At 71.3% G+C, this 15,210-nt stretch carries 13 protein-coding genes; 7 read left to right on the forward strand and 6 right to left on the reverse strand.

Translation table 11 applies throughout. The annotated features are described in order from the left end of the window. The first annotated feature begins 2 nt into the window (after positions 1 to 2). On the forward strand, positions 3 to 1,265 hold the full coding sequence (locus OG707_RS39110; RefSeq protein ID WP_329126675.1) for an arginine deiminase: 1,263 nt from the start codon (positions 3 to 5) through the stop codon (positions 1,263 to 1,265). A 109-nt stretch (positions 1,266 to 1,374) separates the two neighbouring features. Beyond that, entirely contained in the window at positions 1,375 to 1,749 is a 375-nt protein-coding gene (locus OG707_RS39115; RefSeq protein ID WP_329126677.1) for a hypothetical protein, read from the forward strand. 70 nt (positions 1,750 to 1,819) lie between these two features. On the opposite strand, the gene OG707_RS39120 is transcribed toward OG707_RS39115, so the two are convergent. The 3 genes from OG707_RS39120 to OG707_RS39130 form a co-directional block, all read right to left on the reverse strand. Beyond that, positions 1,820 to 3,055 carry a carbohydrate-binding protein gene (locus OG707_RS39120; protein ID WP_329126679.1) on the reverse strand — a complete coding sequence of 412 codons (1,236 nt, stop codon included), beginning with the start codon at positions 3,053 to 3,055 and terminating at the stop codon, positions 1,820 to 1,822. A 95-nt stretch (positions 3,056 to 3,150) separates the two neighbouring features. Beyond that, positions 3,151 to 3,801, reverse strand: coding sequence for a CatB-related O-acetyltransferase (locus tag OG707_RS39125; RefSeq protein WP_329126681.1), 651 nt, complete (start codon positions 3,799 to 3,801; stop codon positions 3,151 to 3,153). Between the two features lie 53 nt (positions 3,802 to 3,854). Next, positions 3,855 to 5,471: a PucR family transcriptional regulator gene (locus tag OG707_RS39130; protein ID WP_329126682.1), complete on the reverse strand. Its 1,617-nt coding sequence runs from the start codon at positions 5,469 to 5,471 to the stop codon at positions 3,855 to 3,857. 180 nt (positions 5,472 to 5,651) lie between these two features. On the opposite strand from OG707_RS39130, the gene OG707_RS39135 reads away from it, so the two are divergent. From OG707_RS39135 to OG707_RS39150, 4 genes are all read left to right on the forward strand, one after another. Continuing rightward, positions 5,652 to 6,674: a carbamate kinase gene (locus OG707_RS39135; RefSeq protein WP_329126685.1), complete on the forward strand. Its 1,023-nt coding sequence runs from the start codon at positions 5,652 to 5,654 to the stop codon at positions 6,672 to 6,674. Between the two features lie 58 nt (positions 6,675 to 6,732). Continuing rightward, positions 6,733 to 7,896 (forward strand): acetamidase/formamidase family protein, encoded by a 1,164-nt coding sequence (locus tag OG707_RS39140; protein ID WP_329126686.1) that lies wholly within the window; start codon positions 6,733 to 6,735, stop codon positions 7,894 to 7,896. Further along, a complete protein-coding gene (locus OG707_RS39145) occupies positions 7,893 to 9,158 on the forward strand; it encodes an amidohydrolase family protein (RefSeq protein WP_329126687.1) in 1,266 nt (421 codons plus the stop codon). Before OG707_RS39140 ends, OG707_RS39145 begins: the two co-directional genes overlap by 4 nt. 139 nt (positions 9,159 to 9,297) lie before the next feature. Then, positions 9,298 to 9,864 carry a DUF1097 domain-containing protein gene (locus tag OG707_RS39150; RefSeq protein WP_329126689.1) on the forward strand — a complete coding sequence of 189 codons (567 nt, stop codon included), beginning with the start codon at positions 9,298 to 9,300 and terminating at the stop codon, positions 9,862 to 9,864. On the opposite strand, the gene OG707_RS39155 is transcribed toward OG707_RS39150, so the two are convergent. From OG707_RS39155 to fdrA, 3 genes are read right to left on the reverse strand one after another with little or no spacing between them, the layout of a single operon-like run. Beyond that, positions 9,782 to 10,654 carry an oxamate carbamoyltransferase subunit AllH family protein gene (locus OG707_RS39155; RefSeq protein WP_329126690.1) on the reverse strand — a complete coding sequence of 291 codons (873 nt, stop codon included), beginning with the start codon at positions 10,652 to 10,654 and terminating at the stop codon, positions 9,782 to 9,784. The two genes, OG707_RS39150 and OG707_RS39155, sit on opposite strands and share 83 nt — an antisense overlap. Next, positions 10,651 to 12,021 (reverse strand): DUF1116 domain-containing protein, encoded by a 1,371-nt coding sequence (locus OG707_RS39160; RefSeq protein ID WP_329126691.1) that lies wholly within the window; start codon positions 12,019 to 12,021, stop codon positions 10,651 to 10,653. The genes OG707_RS39155 and OG707_RS39160 overlap by 4 nt, the downstream gene beginning before the upstream one ends. Positions 12,022 to 12,068: 47 nt before the next feature. After that, complete coding sequence (gene fdrA / locus OG707_RS39165; RefSeq protein WP_329126693.1) at positions 12,069 to 13,598, reverse strand: acyl-CoA synthetase FdrA; 1,530 nt, start codon at positions 13,596 to 13,598, stop codon at positions 12,069 to 12,071. A gap of 264 nt (positions 13,599 to 13,862) precedes the next feature. Between fdrA and OG707_RS39170 the strand changes: the two genes are divergently transcribed. Next, positions 13,863 to 15,206, forward strand: a complete 1,344-nt coding sequence (locus OG707_RS39170) for a cytosine permease (RefSeq protein WP_329126694.1) — start codon at positions 13,863 to 13,865, stop codon at positions 15,204 to 15,206. Positions 15,207 to 15,210: the final 4 nt, after the last annotated feature.

Genomic DNA, 15,210 nt, shown 5'->3' on the forward strand with positions numbered 1-15,210 from the left:
CCATGACAAGTCAGCAATCCACTCCGCAGTCGGCCCACGGTGTGCACTCCGAGGTCGGCCGGCTGCGCAAGGTCCTCGTCTGCCGCCCCGGTCTGGCACACCGCAGGCTCACCCCGACCAACTCCGACGACCTGCTCTTCGACGACGTCATGTGGGTGGAGAACGCACAGCGTGACCACGCCGACTTCGTCAACAAGCTCACCCAGCGCGGTGTCGACGTCGTCGAACTGCACGAGCTGCTCGCGGAGACGATGGCCATCCCGCAGGCGAAGACCTGGCTCCTGGAGCGCAAGATCGTCGCGAACGAGGTCGGTCTCGGCCTGGTGGACGGCACCCTGGCCTACCTGGAATCCCTGGCGCCCCGCGAGCTCGCCGAGTTCCTGATCGGCGGCCTTGCCACCACCGATCTGCCCGAGGAGTACCGCTCCGGCTATCTGGCCCTGGCCCGCGACTCGACGGGCGTACGCGAGTACCTGATGCCGCCGCTCCCCAACACCCTCTACACCCGCGACACCACCTGCTGGCTGTACGGGGGCCTGACCCTCAACCCGCTGTACTGGCCCGCGCGGCACGACGAGACGCTGCTGATGAAGGCGATCTATACCTTCCACCCCGACTACGCGAGCTCCACCGTCTGGTGGGGCGACCCCGAGCAGAGCTGGGGCCAGGCCACCTTCGAGGGCGGCGACATCATGCCCGTCGGCAACGGGGTCGTCCTGATGGGGATGAGCGAGCGCACCTCCCGGCAGGCCGTCACGCAGGTGGCCGCAGCGCTGTTCAGTCAGGGGGCGGCCGAGCACGTCATCGTCGCCGGCATGCCCAAGCTCCGCGCCGCGATGCACCTGGACACGGTGTTCACCTTCGTGGACCGGGACATCGCCACCCTCTACCCGGCGATCATGGACTCCGTCCACACCTTCTCCCTGCGCCCCAGCGACAAGGCCCCCGGCGTCGAGATCATCGACGAGGCACCGAAGGCGTTCACCGATGTGGTGGCCAAGGCGCTCGGCCTGCCCGAGCTGCGCACCATCGCCACCGGCGGCGACGTGTACGCCTCGGAGCGCCAGCAGTGGGACAGCGGAAACAACGCCGTGGCTCTCGAACCCGGCGTGGTCTTCACCTATGACCGCAACACCCAGACGAACACGCTCCTGCGCAAGGCGGGCGTCGAGGTCATCACCATCGTCGGAGCGGAACTCGGCCGCGGCAGGGGCGGCGGTCACTGCATGACCTGCCCCATCATCCGCGAACCGGTGGACTTCTGACCCCGCGTCAGAGAGTCGAGTGGTGCGGGCGTGGCGGATCATCGTGAACGTGCCGATTATTCCTAATATGTGATGCACCGTCCGTCACCGGCTGTGAGGAGCCCGATTCATGCGTCACTCCCTGACCCGAACCGCAACGCTGACCGCGACCGCCCTGCTGCTGGCCGCGGCACCCGTCGTACAGGCGTCCGCCGCTCCCACGGCCGCGCCGCGGCCGACGCTGTCGGCCAAGGCGACGGTCAAGAGCATCGCGGCCTGGCACCAGTTCCGTGTCTACGGCTCCAGCGGCCACATGCGGGCCGGCACGCGCGTCACGCTGCAGCAGCTGCAGCGCAAGCACTGGGTCTCGCTCCCGATCCACATGAACACCACGCGGACCGGCGCGTACAACCTGCGCGTCGAGCTCGGCCTCCGGGGTGCCAACAAGATCCGGATCGTGGGCGGCGGAGCGGTTTCGCCCACGGTCTCGGTCACCATTCGCTGAACGGCCGAAGGCCGGTTCCGGCAACCCCCGTGGTTGCCGGAACCGGCCTTTTGTCATGCCCGGCCGGTGATCAGCAGGCGCCCTGGTCCTTCCAGACGCCCCATTCGCCGGTCGTGCCGGGCGTCTCGTTCTGCGTCCACCACTGGGCCTTCCAGGTGTGTCCCGCGTACGAGACGAGGTTGCCCGCGGTGTAGACGGCCGTGGCGCTCCACGCGGTGGCCGAGCAGGTGCCGGTCGGCGGGGCCGTCGTGGGCGGGGCTGTGGTCGGCGGCGGCGAGGTCGGCGGGGTGACGCCGGCGAACTTCACCGAGTACTTCGCGAAGTCCCAGTCCGACTGGGCCACGCTGCTGCACGTGCCGGACGTCTGGCCGTTGTTGTCGACCGGCGTGCACTGCCGGTCCCTGTTGAGGGACCAGAAGGTGAAGCGGTCCATGTGGTGGCCGGTCGCGAAGTCCAGCACGGTCTGGAAGTCGGCCTGGCTGAAGTACTCGCCGGTGTCGCTGCGGCCGTTCATCCCGGAGAAGCCCTCGTGCGCGTACGCCGTCGCCGCGTCCCAGCCGAAGGTGGACTGCAGGATGGAGTTGAAGTTCGTCAGCGCGCTGGTCTGCGAGGCTGCTCCGTTGAAGCCGCCGTCGAACGGCATGATGGAGAAGTTGTTGGGCGTGAAGCCCTGCGCCTTCGCCTCGAGGAGCATCTGCTTGCCGAACCAGCCGGTGCCGTCGGCGGTCCCCGCCGTGGTGACCGAGACGTAGAGGCCCGGGTTGTTCTGCTGGAGGATCTTGGCCGCGCCGATCTCGTGCGCGATGGCGGCCGTGTTCTCGTACTCCGGCTCCTCCAGGTCGAAGTCGATGGCCTTGAGCTGGTACTTGGTGATGACCTGCTGGTAGGCGGCCGCGGTGGATGCCGCGTCCGAGCAGGCCTGGCCGAGCTTGGTGCCCCCGTACCCGCCGATGGAGACCGACACGTCACCGCCCTTGGCGCGGATCCCGCTGATCACGGACGCTACGGCGGTGTCGGAAGAGACGGCCGACGTGCCGTCCCAAGTCGGGCTGCAGCCACCGCCGTTGGGCGCCAGGATGAACGCGAGCTGGAAGGCCTTGAGACCGGTCGCGTCCATGATGGCGCCCGCGTTCGGCGGGTTGTTGTCGTTCGGCATCAGATAGGGAGCGGCGGCGTACCACTGGTTGCTGAGCGCGGTGGCGTCGGCCGTCGCACCGGCGGCCTGGTCCGTGGCGAAGGCGGTGAGTCCGGCGGTGGCCAGCGCGGCGGTGGCGGCACCGCACAGCAGAGCGCGAAGACGCTTCATGGGGGGTCTCCTGTCGGGGGACGGTGCGGCAAGAATTGAGCAGTGACGGAGACACGTCAATGACTTGGACTAGACCATTGCGGATTCTTGAATCTTCAGCAGTTTCCGGCGTCCGGGGCTGCGGCTTCGAGGTCGGCGACGCTGCCCGACATGATCGTCCGTACGTGCTCGGTGATGTGCTCCGCGGGCCAGTCCCACCAGGCAACGGCAAGGAGCCGGGCCACGTCCTCGTCGCTGTAGCGGGTGCGGATGAGGCGGGCCGGGTTGCCGCCGACGATTCCGTAGTCCGGTACGTCTCCCGTGACCACGGCGCCGGTGCCGATGATCGCGCCGTGCCCGATCCGTACGCCGGGCAGCACCGTCGCGCTGTGGCCGAACCAGACGTCGTTGCCGACGACGGTGTCCCCGCGGTTCGGCAGTCCTGTGAGGAGGTCGAAGTGGTCGGACCAGGAGCCGCCCATGGTGGGGAAGGGGAAGGTCGAGGGGCCGTCCATACGGTGGTTGGCGCCGTTCATGATGAAGCGCACCCCCGTGCCCAGTGCGCAGAACCTGCCGATGACCAGTTTCTCCGGCCCGTAGTGGTAGAGCACGTTGCGCGCCTCGAACGCGGTCGCATCGTCCGGGTCGTCGTAGTAGGAGTACTCCCCGACCTCGATCAGCGGGGACTTCACGAGCGGCTTCAGCAGAACCACCCGGGGCTGGGACGGCATGGGGTGGAGGACGGTCGGGTCGGCAGGTACAGGCATGTCGGACGATTCCTTACGGGACGCACGTTGCTTACCGTCCCATGATCGCCGACTCAGCCGCGGGCCCGCGCCGTCAGCAACCGGTGGGCGTGCACGGCCAGTTCCGTCTGCAGACGGCTCATCGGGTCGCGGTCGAACCCGCCGGTGAGCCGCTCGATCTGCTTCAGGCGGTAGCGCAGGGTGTTGTAGTGGATATGGAGCTGCTCGGCGGCTTCCACGCCATTGCGGTCGCGTGCCAGATATACGCCGAGGCTGTGCACCAGGCTGCCCTCGTGCAGGCTGTCGTAGGCGAGCAGGGTGCCCAGCGCCTCGTCGACCAGCCGTGACAGTTCGCGCCGCGGGAGCTGGTCCAGGAGCCGGTACACGCCCAGGTCGCGGTGCTCGCAGACGAAGTCGGTGCCGTGCAGCTCCCGGCCGAGCGTCATGGCGGTGACGGCCTCCCGGTAGCTGAGGTGCAGATCCGCGAAGTCCGCCTGTACGCCGCCCGCCGCCACCCGCACCTGCGTCTTGGGCAGCGCCGTCGCCACGGCGTCGTACACGGCCCGTACGACGGAGCGGAGCGACTCGCCGGGCTCGACCAGCAGCGCCAGCCCCGAAGGCACCCCCCATCCGATGGCCCGCGGCCCGACGACGGCCCGGACGAACGGCAACAGCCGTTCCTCCGCGCTGAGTTCCGTCGTCTCCGTTCCCTCGCGCACGTCGCCCAGCTCCACCAGCACGGCGGCGCGCGGCACTTGGAGTTCCCAGCCCATGGCGGCAGCCCTGCGCGCCGTCTCGGCGCGGTCCTGCGGGGCGGACGAGACCAGCTCCGTCAGGAGCAGCGCGCGGGAGCGGCGTTCACGGCCCGCCACCGCGCGTTCCTGTACGGCGACCATCGCGGCCAGCGTCGCGGCGTGTTCGAGTGCGGCCAGCTGGTCCTCGGTCGGCGGCTGCCCGCACCACAGGGCGACACTGCCGTGCGCGGGCGAGGCGTTCGCGCCGATCGCCCGCTGGGTGGACGCACCGGTGTCCCCGGGAGGGTTGCCGGCCGAGGCGAGCAGGGTGCCGTCGGCCCCCAGTACGGCGGCCGGACACTGAGCCAGATCGGCGAGGACGGTGGTCAGTTCCTGGTACGCCCCGTCGCGCAGGACGGCCGTGGTGAGCCGCTCGTGCACCTCCTGGGAACGCTCCAGGGAGAGCGCCCGGCGATTGAGCACGGTCCCGATGACCTCGGCGAGAATGTCGTTGAACATCACCTCGCCGGGCAACTCCACGACGGGGAAGCCCAGTTCGTCGGCGGCCTCCAGCATCGCCTGCGGCAGACGCGGAAGGTACGGGCCGACCTTCACGCCCAGCCCCGCCAGACCGCGCGCGGCGAGCGAAGGGACGAGCGCGCTGAGCGCGTCCTCGTCACCGCGCAGCGCGTACGCCGTCGTCAGCAGGAGCTCGCCGCCGCGCATCCAGCGCACGATGTCCGGCACTTCCATGATGTTGACGACGCGCACGCGCCGCTCCGCGCCCTGCCGTCCGGCCACCAGGCGCGCCCCCGCGAGACAGGGCAGTGCGAGGGCCTCCGCGACCGTGATGCCGGCGCCGGGAAGAGGACCCGCTCCTGGCGGCTGCGCCGGGAGCTGAAGTGGGGAGGGAGGCGCCGTCGGCGCCGCTGACGTGAGGTGCGCTGTGCCTGCCACGCCCTTCACTATGCGCAGGTCAGGGGCGTGTGTAAACGGAGTACGGGCTGGTAATGGGACGTTAACCAGGCGGAAACGAGGCCGAGTCGGCCCCGCTGTCATCCGGCGTCAACGGACTGCCTCCGCCGCTGGCAGCCGCTGCTCATGACCCGAAACCGGCCAGTTCCTAAGGTTGCGGCCATGCCCCCAAATCCCGAGATCCGGAACGCTTCCGCCGGTGTCACCGTCGTGGCCATCGGCGGGAACGCACTCCTGCGCGGAGGGCCCACCGCCACCATCGCCGAGCAGTTCGAGGCGGCCCGCACCCTCGCGCGGCCGCTGGCCGAACTCGTCGCCGCCGGGCACCGCCTCGTCGTCACGCACGGGAACGGCCCCCAGGTCGGCTTCATCAAACGCCGTTCCGACCTGATGGCCGACCTCGCACCCGAACTGCCCAGCCTCGACCTGGACATGTGCGTCGCCGACTCGCAGGGCAGCATCGGCTACATCCTCGCCTCCACGCTCGCCGGACACCTCAAGACGGTCGGCCACGGCGACCGGGTCGCGGCCCTGGTCACGCACACCGTCGTCGACCCCGCCGATCCGGCCTTCGCCCACCCCACCAAGCCGATCGGCTCGTTCTACGACGAGGAGACCGCCGGCAAGCTCGCCGCCCGGCACGGCTGGCACGTGACCGAGGACTCGGGTCGCGGCTGGCGGCGCATCGTCCCCTCCCCGGCACCGCGCCGCGTCGTCGAGCAGGACGCCGTCGCCGGACTGCTGGCCCAGGGATACGTGGTGATCGCGGGCGGCGGCGGAGGCATCCCGGTCGTCGAGTCGCCCGACGGTACGTACAAGGGAGTCGAGGCCGTCATCGACAAGGACGCCACGTCCGCGCTCCTGGCCACCGTCCTCGGTGCGGGACTCCTGGCCGTCACGACGGGCGTGGAGCAGATAGCCGTCGACCACGGCCGGCCCACGCAGCGCCCGCTGGCGCGCCTCACCTGTTCCGAGGCCCGCCGTCACCTCGCGGACGGCCAGTTCCCCGCAGGCAGCATGGGCCCCAAGGTCGAAGCGGCCCTTGCCTATCTGGACGCGGCCACCACCCGGGACGCCCGCGTCCTGGTGACCTCGCCCGCAGCGCTGGCGGGTGCGATGCGGGGGAGCGGCGGCACCTGGCTCGTACGGGACGACGCGCCGGTGCCGCCCGACGGCACCCGCTGACCCGGCTCCGATCACGCGCCACCCCACCCGGCACCCCGACCGCCCCCGGAGTTGACTGATGCCCCCTCACATCCCCACCGCAGAAGGCCACTTCCACCTCCCCACCACCGCCAAGACCGGCCGGTGGGGCACCCTCCCGCATCCCGGCTCCAGCCCCGTCCTCATCGTCGGCGACGGGGAGACCGTCACCGTGGACACGGTCTCCCACGAGGGCATCCTGGAGGACCAGGGCCGGGATCCGGTCGCCTTCTTCGGCGCCTACGGAGTCGCCGAGCGCGACGTGCTCACCGATGCCCGCGACATCGCCGCCTCGGCCCTCGAGCGCGACCCGGACGCGGACGGGCCGCATGTCGTCACCGGCCCGATCTCCGTCACCGGCGCGGTCCCCGGCGACCTCCTCAAAGTGGAGACCCTCTCCCTCTACCGCCGTGCCGACTACGGCATCGTCTCCAGCCGCCACGGCAGGGGAGCACTCCCCGCCGCCTTCCCGGCCCCGGACACCGTGGACACCGCCGCCACCCGGCGGCTGCCCTCCGGAACGGTGTCCACGTTCTGCGAGGTCAGGGTCGACGGCAAGGGGCGGCCGCTCGGCGTCATTCCGTACGGGACGACAGGCCGCGCCGCCCGCTTCCCGCTGCGCCCCTTCATGGGCGTCATGGGCGTCACCCCGGCGGACGAACTGCCGCTGAGCACGGTGCCGCCCGGGAGCCACGGCGGCAATCTCGACGTCAAGGTCCTCGACACCGGCACCGCCCTCTACCTTCCGGTCCAGGTCGACGGCGCAGGTTTCTACACCGGCGACCCGCACTACGCGCAGGGCAATGGCGAAGTCGCGCTCACCGCACTGGAGGCGCCGCTGCGCGCCACGTTCCGCCTCACCGTCCTGAAGGGCGCCGCCGCCCGGCGGGCGGTCGGGCTGATCGACACCCCGTTCGGCGAGAGCGACACCCACTGGGTCGCCATCGGCCTGCACAAGGACCTCAACGAGGCGATGCGGGCGTCCGTCCGCGCCGCGCTCACGTTCCTCACCTCCCGTGCGGGCATGGACGCGGCGAGTGCGTACGCGTACCTCAGCGCGGCCGCCGACCTCGAAATCTCCCAGGTCGTCGACCAGGTGCAGGGCGTGCACTGCCTGATCCGCAAGTCCGACATCGGCGAGTTGCCGAGCGAAATCCCCTCAGAGAAAGGCGAGTTCATGACCGACAAGGAAGGCACCCCATGACCGGACTGATACTGCGCGACGCCCGCGTCGAGGACGCGGCGACCACTTCGGACATCTTGGTCGAGGCGGGCCGCATCACCGCCGTCGGCCCGACAGGGGCGCGTGCGGACACGGCGTACGAGAGCATCGACTGCGCCGGACGCGTCGTCCTGCCCGGCTTCGTCGAGGCCCACATCCACCCCGACAAGGCACTCCTCGACGGCCTGCGCGCACCGCGTGGCACCACCCTCGCCGACGCCATCGCGGTCACGCTCGACCTGAAGCGCGACTTCAGCCACGACGACGTGTACGACCGCTCCCGGCGCGTCATCGAGTCCGCGATCCTCAGCGGCACCACCACCCTGCGCGCCCACCCCGACGTGGACCCGGTGGAAGGAATCCTCGGAGTCGAGGTGCTCATCGAACTCCGGGAGAAATACCGGGACTTCATCGACATTCAGATCGTCGCCTTCCCTCAGGAAGGCATCCTGCGCGCGCCCGGCACGGAAAAACTCCTGCGTGCCGCACTCGCCGCCGGGGCCGATGTCGTCGGCGGATGCGCCTACCAGGAGGAGTCCGTCGAGGACTGCCGCCGCCACGTCGACCTGGTCCTCGACCTCGCCGTCGAGCACGGCGTCCCCGCCGATCTGCACGCCGACTTCGCCGACGACGCGGGCGACCCCCGCTACACCATGGCGGAGTACGTCGCCGAAGCCACCCGGCAGCGGGGGCTCGGCGGCCGCGTCACCCTCGGCCACATGACGTCCCTCGCAGGCCGGCCACAGCCCGAACGAGCGGTGGCGATCGGCGCGTTGGCGTCGTCCGGCGTCAACGTCGTACCGCTCCCCGCCACCGATCTGCACCTGGGAGGACGCTCGGACACACACGCCGTACGACGCGGAATCGCACCCGTCCGCGAACTCTGGGAGGCCGGCGTCGTCACCGCCACCGCCAGCAACAACATCCGCAACGCCTTCACCCCCTACGGCACCGGCGACCTCCTCGACATCGCCCTGCTCCTCGCCCAGACCGGCCACCTCTCCGGCCCCGACGACCTGCGCCGCGTCCTGCGCATGGTCACGCACGACGCCGCACGCGTCGTCGGCATCGCCGAGCATTACGGCGTACGCGCAGGAGCCGTGGCCGACCTCGTCGTCCTCGACACCACCCGCTACGACGACATCGTCCTGGACCGTCCCGAACGGGCCTACGTCATCAAGGCGGGCCGCGTCGTGGCCCGCACCACCCGCACCCGGCAACTGGTGAACGCCCCTGCGGCCTGACGGCCGCCGCACCACTTCATGGCTTCTGTATTTCGGCACCCGCACGCACGTCTCGGCTCGTTCGCCCGACGCGCCCGCACCACGGGCCGTACGCATCCCCAGACCCCCGGGTCCTCCTCCACCTGAACAGGAGTCCGTCATGCGCGAACGCATACCGCACGAGATCGTTGCATCCCTGCTCGCCGGCGCCACCGCCTTCATCGGCGGCAACGCCCTGCACCTCCCGCCCTGGGCGATCTTCATTTCCTGGGCCGGGACGTTCCTGCTCGGCGGCCCGAGCCTGGCCAACGCCAAACGGCTCTGGCTCGCCATGCCCGCCGGGTCCGCGTTCGCCCTGGCCATCGTGCTCATCGAAGAGCACGCCGGAACCGCTCTCGGCGAGAGCCAGTTCGCCCGCAACCTCATGCAGGCCCTCGTCATCCTCGTCCTCAACTCGGCCCTCATGTACGCGGGCCGGCTCAAGCTCCTGGCCTTCATCCCCGGCATGTTCTTCGGGTTCGCGAGCTACTTCGCCACGTTCTTCGGAGGCTTCGGTTACGACGCCGGCAACGCGTGGGCGGCGTGGGTGAGTGTCGTCGCCATGAACGCGCTCGGCCCGGTCTTCGCGTATCTGTCGATGCGGCTCACCTTCCCCGTCCAGGAGGAGGTGGAGACGCAGGTGGTGCAGGCGCGGACGGGCGAGACCGTGAGTCCCGAGCCCTCCTGACCGTCAGGAACTCCAGCCCCAGTACAAGCCCCCGGGCCAGATCACTGCCCGAATGATGGCCCACGGCGAGCAGCCCCCGCAGTGCGGGGGCTGCGTCGTGTCCGGCGGCCGCCGCGCGCAGCAGTGCGGCCGCCTGCGGCACGCACTCGCCGCGCGCGGCATGGAGGACAAGTGCCGCCGAAACCAAGGGGGTGAGCTCCTCGGCCCGGGCGATAGCGTCCCTGAGCGGCCCGGGAATCGGCCGCCCCAGCGCGTGGCACGCCAGCAGTACGCCGCACAGGACGTCGTCGCCGGAGGGGGTGAGCCCGGGGCCGGCGCCGAGCAGGGCGAGGGCGGCAGCGTACAGGCGCGCCGCGTCCCCGGATGCGAGCGCCCGGCCCAACTGCTCGGCCGGCGGCGCCACTTCAGGAGCGAGGGGCAACGCCGTCGCATCCACCAGCTCCCGGAGTCGGTCGGTGCGTACGCCGTCGTGCAGGAGGCCCTGGACACGGGGCGGTGCCCAGGACCCCCCAGCCGTGACGCACAGCGCCCCGGCCGTCATGCGGCCCGCGCCGAAGCGCACGGCCGTACCCGCCCGCACCCCGCCGAGCGGACCCGCACCCGCCGCCTCGGCCAGCACCAGCGCACACGGCACCGCGACCGCGTCGCACGTGACCACGGCGAGCGCGGGCAGCGCCGGTACGCCCGTGGCCACGTACAGGGCGTGCCGGGTGACGGCGACGACCTGCCCGGTGCGCGGCGGTCCGGCGACCAGCGGGGCGACGGACGTACTGACCGAGGCAACGGTCACGGAGCGGGAGGCTCGGGGAAGGCGCGCAGGGCCCGGGTGAAGCACTCCATCGGCGCCCGGGTCAGGCCCGCCCCGATCTGACCGATGCCCGGTTCGCGATGGGCGATGCCCGTCGTGATCACCGGCTCCACGCCCGTGTCCGTCACCGCCCGCAGATCGATGCCGACCGGGCTGCCCTCGAAGTCCAGCCCGGGCAGCCGGAGTTCGCGATGGCGGCCCACGGTGATCAGCCCCATCCGCCGGCTGGTGGCCCGCGCCCCCTCCGGTGTGCCTCCGACGAAGCCGACGATCGCGGGCGCCGCCGCGAGCGCGAAGCCGCCGAGCCCGTACACCTCGGTGATCGCACTGTCGCCGATGTCGGGATTGGCGTCCTCGGGGCCGTAACCGGGGAAGTAGAGCCCGTCCACTTCGGCCGCGGGTGCCCGGTGCCAGTCGTCGCCCCCGCCACTGACGCGGATGCCGACGTCGACTCCGTTGCGGGCGAACGTCGTCACCACCGTCGAGTGCGCCACCCCGTGCCCGGCGGACGTGGCCAGCTTGGCGGCCGCCATGGAGAAGTTGAGGAACCAGTACGTGTTGTCCTGGAGGAAATCCAGCGCCTCGTGCCCGCCGAGCGCCTCCTGGCGGGCGAGCGCGGGGGCCAGCGCGCGCAGCAGCAGTGCGCTCGCTGCCGTGTTGCGGCTGTGGCACTCGTCGCCCATCTGCAGCGCCTGCGCCGTCACCGCCCGCAGGTCCACGGGTTCGGGGAGCGAGCGCAGCGCCGCACGCAGGCTCGGCGCGAGGCGCTCGCCCATCCAGCGCAGCCGGTCCATGACGTCCGCGCCGAGCGCGCCGTAGCGCAGACAGCGGCCGCCGCCCTCGTTGAGATTGCTGTACGCGCGCCGGCCGCTCGCCGCGTCCTCGACCACCAGCAGCGGCATGGACGGCGAGATGATCCCTGCCATGGGGCCGACCGCGTCGTGGTCGTGGCACGGGGCGAAGGCGATGTCCCCCGAGGCGGCGAGCCGCTCTGCCTCGGGCGGCGCGGACGCCCATCCCTCCAGGAGTACGGCTCCCACGACCGCGGCCCGCATCGGCCCGCACATCTCCGCCCAGGCGAGCGGCGGTCCCGCGTGGAGCAGCGCCTTGTCGGGTCCCGCGAGGACGGGCAGCGCATCGCGCGCCGTGACGACATCCGTCCACAGCGGAGTCACGTCCAGGATGCGCCGCAGGGCCTCGGCGTTGGCGGCCTCCACCAAGGGATGTGCGGTCAACCTGGCGAGTTTCAGGGCTAGTTCGCTGTCGCCTTCGGCGGGCGGACGCCAGTCGAGTGAGGTGACGCGAGCACCGGCGGCGCGCGGGGGTCCGGCGAACGACTCGAGTCCCACATTGACAAGGTGCGGATCGGCTCCCAGGAGCAGTCCACCGGCCCGGCTCACAGAGCGCCTCCGTCGATCTTGGCGAGGATGTCGGCGGCCGTCTCCGCCACCGTCGTACTGCTGTCGAGGACCACGACGCCCGCCTCCCGCAGTGCCCGTACCTGCCCGTGGAAGTCCTGCGGATCCTCGGGCGTGCCCACGACGAAACCGAGCACCACGGGCGGCGGTGCTCCTGCCGCGCGGAGTGCGCCGAGCTCGGCCGAGACCACCCGTGCGACCGCGCCCGCGGGATTGTCGGCGCCCCCGTGCCCGAGGACGACGTCGACGACCACGACGGCCGTCGACGGGTCGCGCAGCGCGGCCGCCAGCCAGGGGGTGCGTACGGCCGGCTCGATCATCGGATGGGGGCGTCCGGCGGTGAAGGCATCGTCGCCCAGGTCCAGTACGCAGTGCCCGGAGGGCAGTTGGGGCGATGATCCGTGGGTCGCGGTCGTTGCCACTTCGTGCCCGGCGAGGAGCTGCTTCGCTTCGTACGCGAACGTCCCGCCGGCGTACAGCGCCCGCAGCCATCTGCGCCCTGCACCGAATCCGGCCGCCGGTGAGGCGGTGTCGGGGGAGTCCTCGCCCGTCACCCCGGCGGCGGCCCGCGCGGCCTCGCGCAGTGTGCCTGCCGTCCGTACGCCGGGCACGTCCTCGCCGGCTGCGCCCAGGAACGCAGCCACCACGGGCTTCCCCGCTTCTGCCGCCCGCGCGAGGACAGCGCGAGCCACCTCGGGTGCCGGTGGCTTCGACACCAGCACGATCGTGTCGGTGTCCGGGTCGGCGGCGAGCAGGTCGAGCGCGTCCAGCATGGAGGTGCCCGCGACCTCCGTGGACAGATCGCGTCCGCCGACCCCGATGATCTGGCTGACCCCGGCGCCGTAGGAGTGCAGCAGGGTGGAGACCTGCTGAAGTCCCGTTCCGGAGGCGCCGATCAGGCCGATCCGGCCGCGCCGCACGGCGTTGGCGAAGCCGAGCGGTATGCCGTCAAGGAGGGCCGTCCCGCAGTCGGGGCCCATGACGAGCAGACCGCGTGCGTGGGCCTCCGTCTTGAGGAGCACCTCCTCCGCGACCGGCACGTTGTCGCTGAAGACGAAGACGTGCATGCCGCGGCGCAGGGCCTTGAGCGCTTCGGCCGCGGCGTACGGGCCGGGCGTGGAGATGAGCGCGAGCCGGGCGCCTTCGGGCACGGTGGCGAGCGAGCGAGGTGGCTCGTCGGCCCCCGGGGGCGGTGCCTGGGCGTCGCCGTCCCAGCCCTTTTGGAGCAGCCGGTCCACCTCGGCGAGGGCTTCCTCGATCGCTCCGGGCGGGCAACGCAGCGCTATCAGCAGGTCGTTGGGGCGGGCGCGTGCACCTTCGTCGGCGAGCAGCCCCGCGTCGGCGAGGATCCGCCGGTTGGCCGGAGTGCCCATGACGAGGCTGGCGGCCTCGACGTGGGGGAATGCGGTCAGCGCGCCGGAGATGCGCATGAGAGCGACGGAGTCCACGTAGGTGTTGGGCCGTACGGCATTGACGGGGGCCGGGGTTTTCAGCGCGGGTTCCACCATGCGGCGAGCCTACGAGCGGACCCCCCACCCGCGTCTTGGTGCGCAGCTGCCAGTATCCGGCGGCCCTATGCAGGTACCTGCTGACAGTGACGCGGGACCGCTCAGCGACCAGCCTGCCGTCACACGCACCATCAGGGCGTACGGCGCACGACGCGGTGCACCGACCGCGCGGTCCCCTGTTACGTCCCACGCCCTCCGACGTAACAAGTGCCGCCTAGCGTCCCGGCATTGTCATTGGTATACCACTGTCCTCCGGGAGTTTCCGTGACCTCCAATCGAACCGAGAGCCGGCCCGCGCCGGCCGCCGGCACCGCTGTCGACCTGGGAGAGGAGTACGAGCACGAGCCGGTTCCCCTGCATGCCCGCAAGAGCCTGCTGTCGGTCTGCTCCGTCTGGTTCGGCTTCCCGATGAACCTCGGCAACGCCGTCTTCGGCGGCGTCATCGTCTACAACCTGGGATTCCTCACCGGCGCCGCGGCGATCGTCCTCGGCAACCTTGTCCTGTTCGGCTACGTCGGCGCCCTCAGCTGGCTGGCCGGTCGCACCGGCGAGAACTTCACCCAGCAGACGGCGCGCACCTTCGGCACCCTCGGCGCCCGCCTGCCGGCCGCTTTCCTCTCCACGGTCGTCATCGGCTGGTACTCCTTCCAGATCGGACTGTCCGGCACCAACCTCCAACAGGCCCTCGGCTGGGCGACGTTGTGGGGTGCGCTCGCGGGCGGCGTCTTCTTCGTCGTACTGACCGTCGTCGGTATCCGCGCCCTGTCCTTCCTCGGTATGGTCGCCACCCCGCTGTTCGTCGTGCTGGCCGCCGTCGCCCTTGGATACGGACTCGGCGACGCGTCCCTGGGGTCCGCCCTGTCCTACGACGGCCCCGGCGCCGCCATGTCGTTCGGCGCCGCCATGAGCATCGTCATCGCCGGGTTCTCCGACTCGGGGACGATGACCGCGGACTTCACCCGGTGGGCGAAGACCGGGCGGGCCGGGGTGATCGCCACCTTCTGCGCGTTTCCCTTCGCCAACTGCGTCTCCTTCCTGGTCGGCGGGCTCGTCGTCGCCGTCGGCGGAGCAGACGACCCCGGCAACAACGGCGGCGGATTCCTCGGCCTGCTGATGGGACACGGCCCGCTGCTCACCACGTGCGCCGTCGTCCTCGTCTTCGTCAACCTCGGCTCGGTCGCCTCCCACTGCCTCTACAACGCGGCCGTCGGCTGGTCCGCGCTGACCCCCGCACGGATGCGCCCGCTCGCCCTGGTGCTCGGCGCCGTCGGACTGGTCGCCGCGCTGACCGGAATCTGGGCGCACTTCGTGGACTGGCTCAACCTGCTCGGCATCTTCGTCCCGCCGATCGGCGCGGTCCTCATCACCGATCAGGTGCTGCTGCGCCGCCGCACCGCGACCCGCCCCGCTGCCGCGTACCGGCTGCCCGCCCTCATCTGCTGGGCCCTCGGCGCGGGCGCTGCGACGGCCACGCACTATCTGCTGCCCGGCGCGGTCGACGCGCTGGTCGGGATCGTCGTGGCGGCGTGTGCGTACGCGGCCATGGACCGCACCCTGCGCCCGGCCGCCCCGGGGACGGACCCGGTACGGACCACCGTCCGCGCCTGAGCCG

Origin of the sequence: Streptomyces sp. NBC_01465 (assembly GCF_036227325.1) — a bacterium.
Lineage (GTDB): Bacteria > Actinomycetota > Actinomycetes > Streptomycetales > Streptomycetaceae > Streptomyces.

What these genes read in the sequence shown, in the direction of transcription:
- OG707_RS39110 (WP_329126675.1), top strand. Translation starts at nt 3, where the DNA reads ATGACAAGTCAGCAATCCACTCCGCAGTCGGCCCACGGTGTGCACTCC.
- OG707_RS39115 (WP_329126677.1), top strand. Translation starts at nt 1,375, where the DNA reads ATGCGTCACTCCCTGACCCGAACCGCAACGCTGACCGCGACCGCCCTG.
- OG707_RS39120 (WP_329126679.1), bottom strand. Translation starts at nt 3,055, where the DNA reads ATGAAGCGTCTTCGCGCTCTGCTGTGCGGTGCCGCCACCGCCGCGCTG.
- OG707_RS39125 (WP_329126681.1), bottom strand. Translation starts at nt 3,801, where the DNA reads ATGCCTGTACCTGCCGACCCGACCGTCCTCCACCCCATGCCGTCCCAG.
- OG707_RS39135 (WP_329126685.1), top strand. Translation starts at nt 5,652, where the DNA reads ATGCCCCCAAATCCCGAGATCCGGAACGCTTCCGCCGGTGTCACCGTC.
- OG707_RS39140 (WP_329126686.1), top strand. Translation starts at nt 6,733, where the DNA reads ATGCCCCCTCACATCCCCACCGCAGAAGGCCACTTCCACCTCCCCACC.
- OG707_RS39145 (WP_329126687.1), top strand. Translation starts at nt 7,893, where the DNA reads ATGACCGGACTGATACTGCGCGACGCCCGCGTCGAGGACGCGGCGACC.
- OG707_RS39150 (WP_329126689.1), top strand. Translation starts at nt 9,298, where the DNA reads ATGCGCGAACGCATACCGCACGAGATCGTTGCATCCCTGCTCGCCGGC.
- fdrA (WP_329126693.1), bottom strand. Translation starts at nt 13,598, where the DNA reads ATGGTGGAACCCGCGCTGAAAACCCCGGCCCCCGTCAATGCCGTACGG.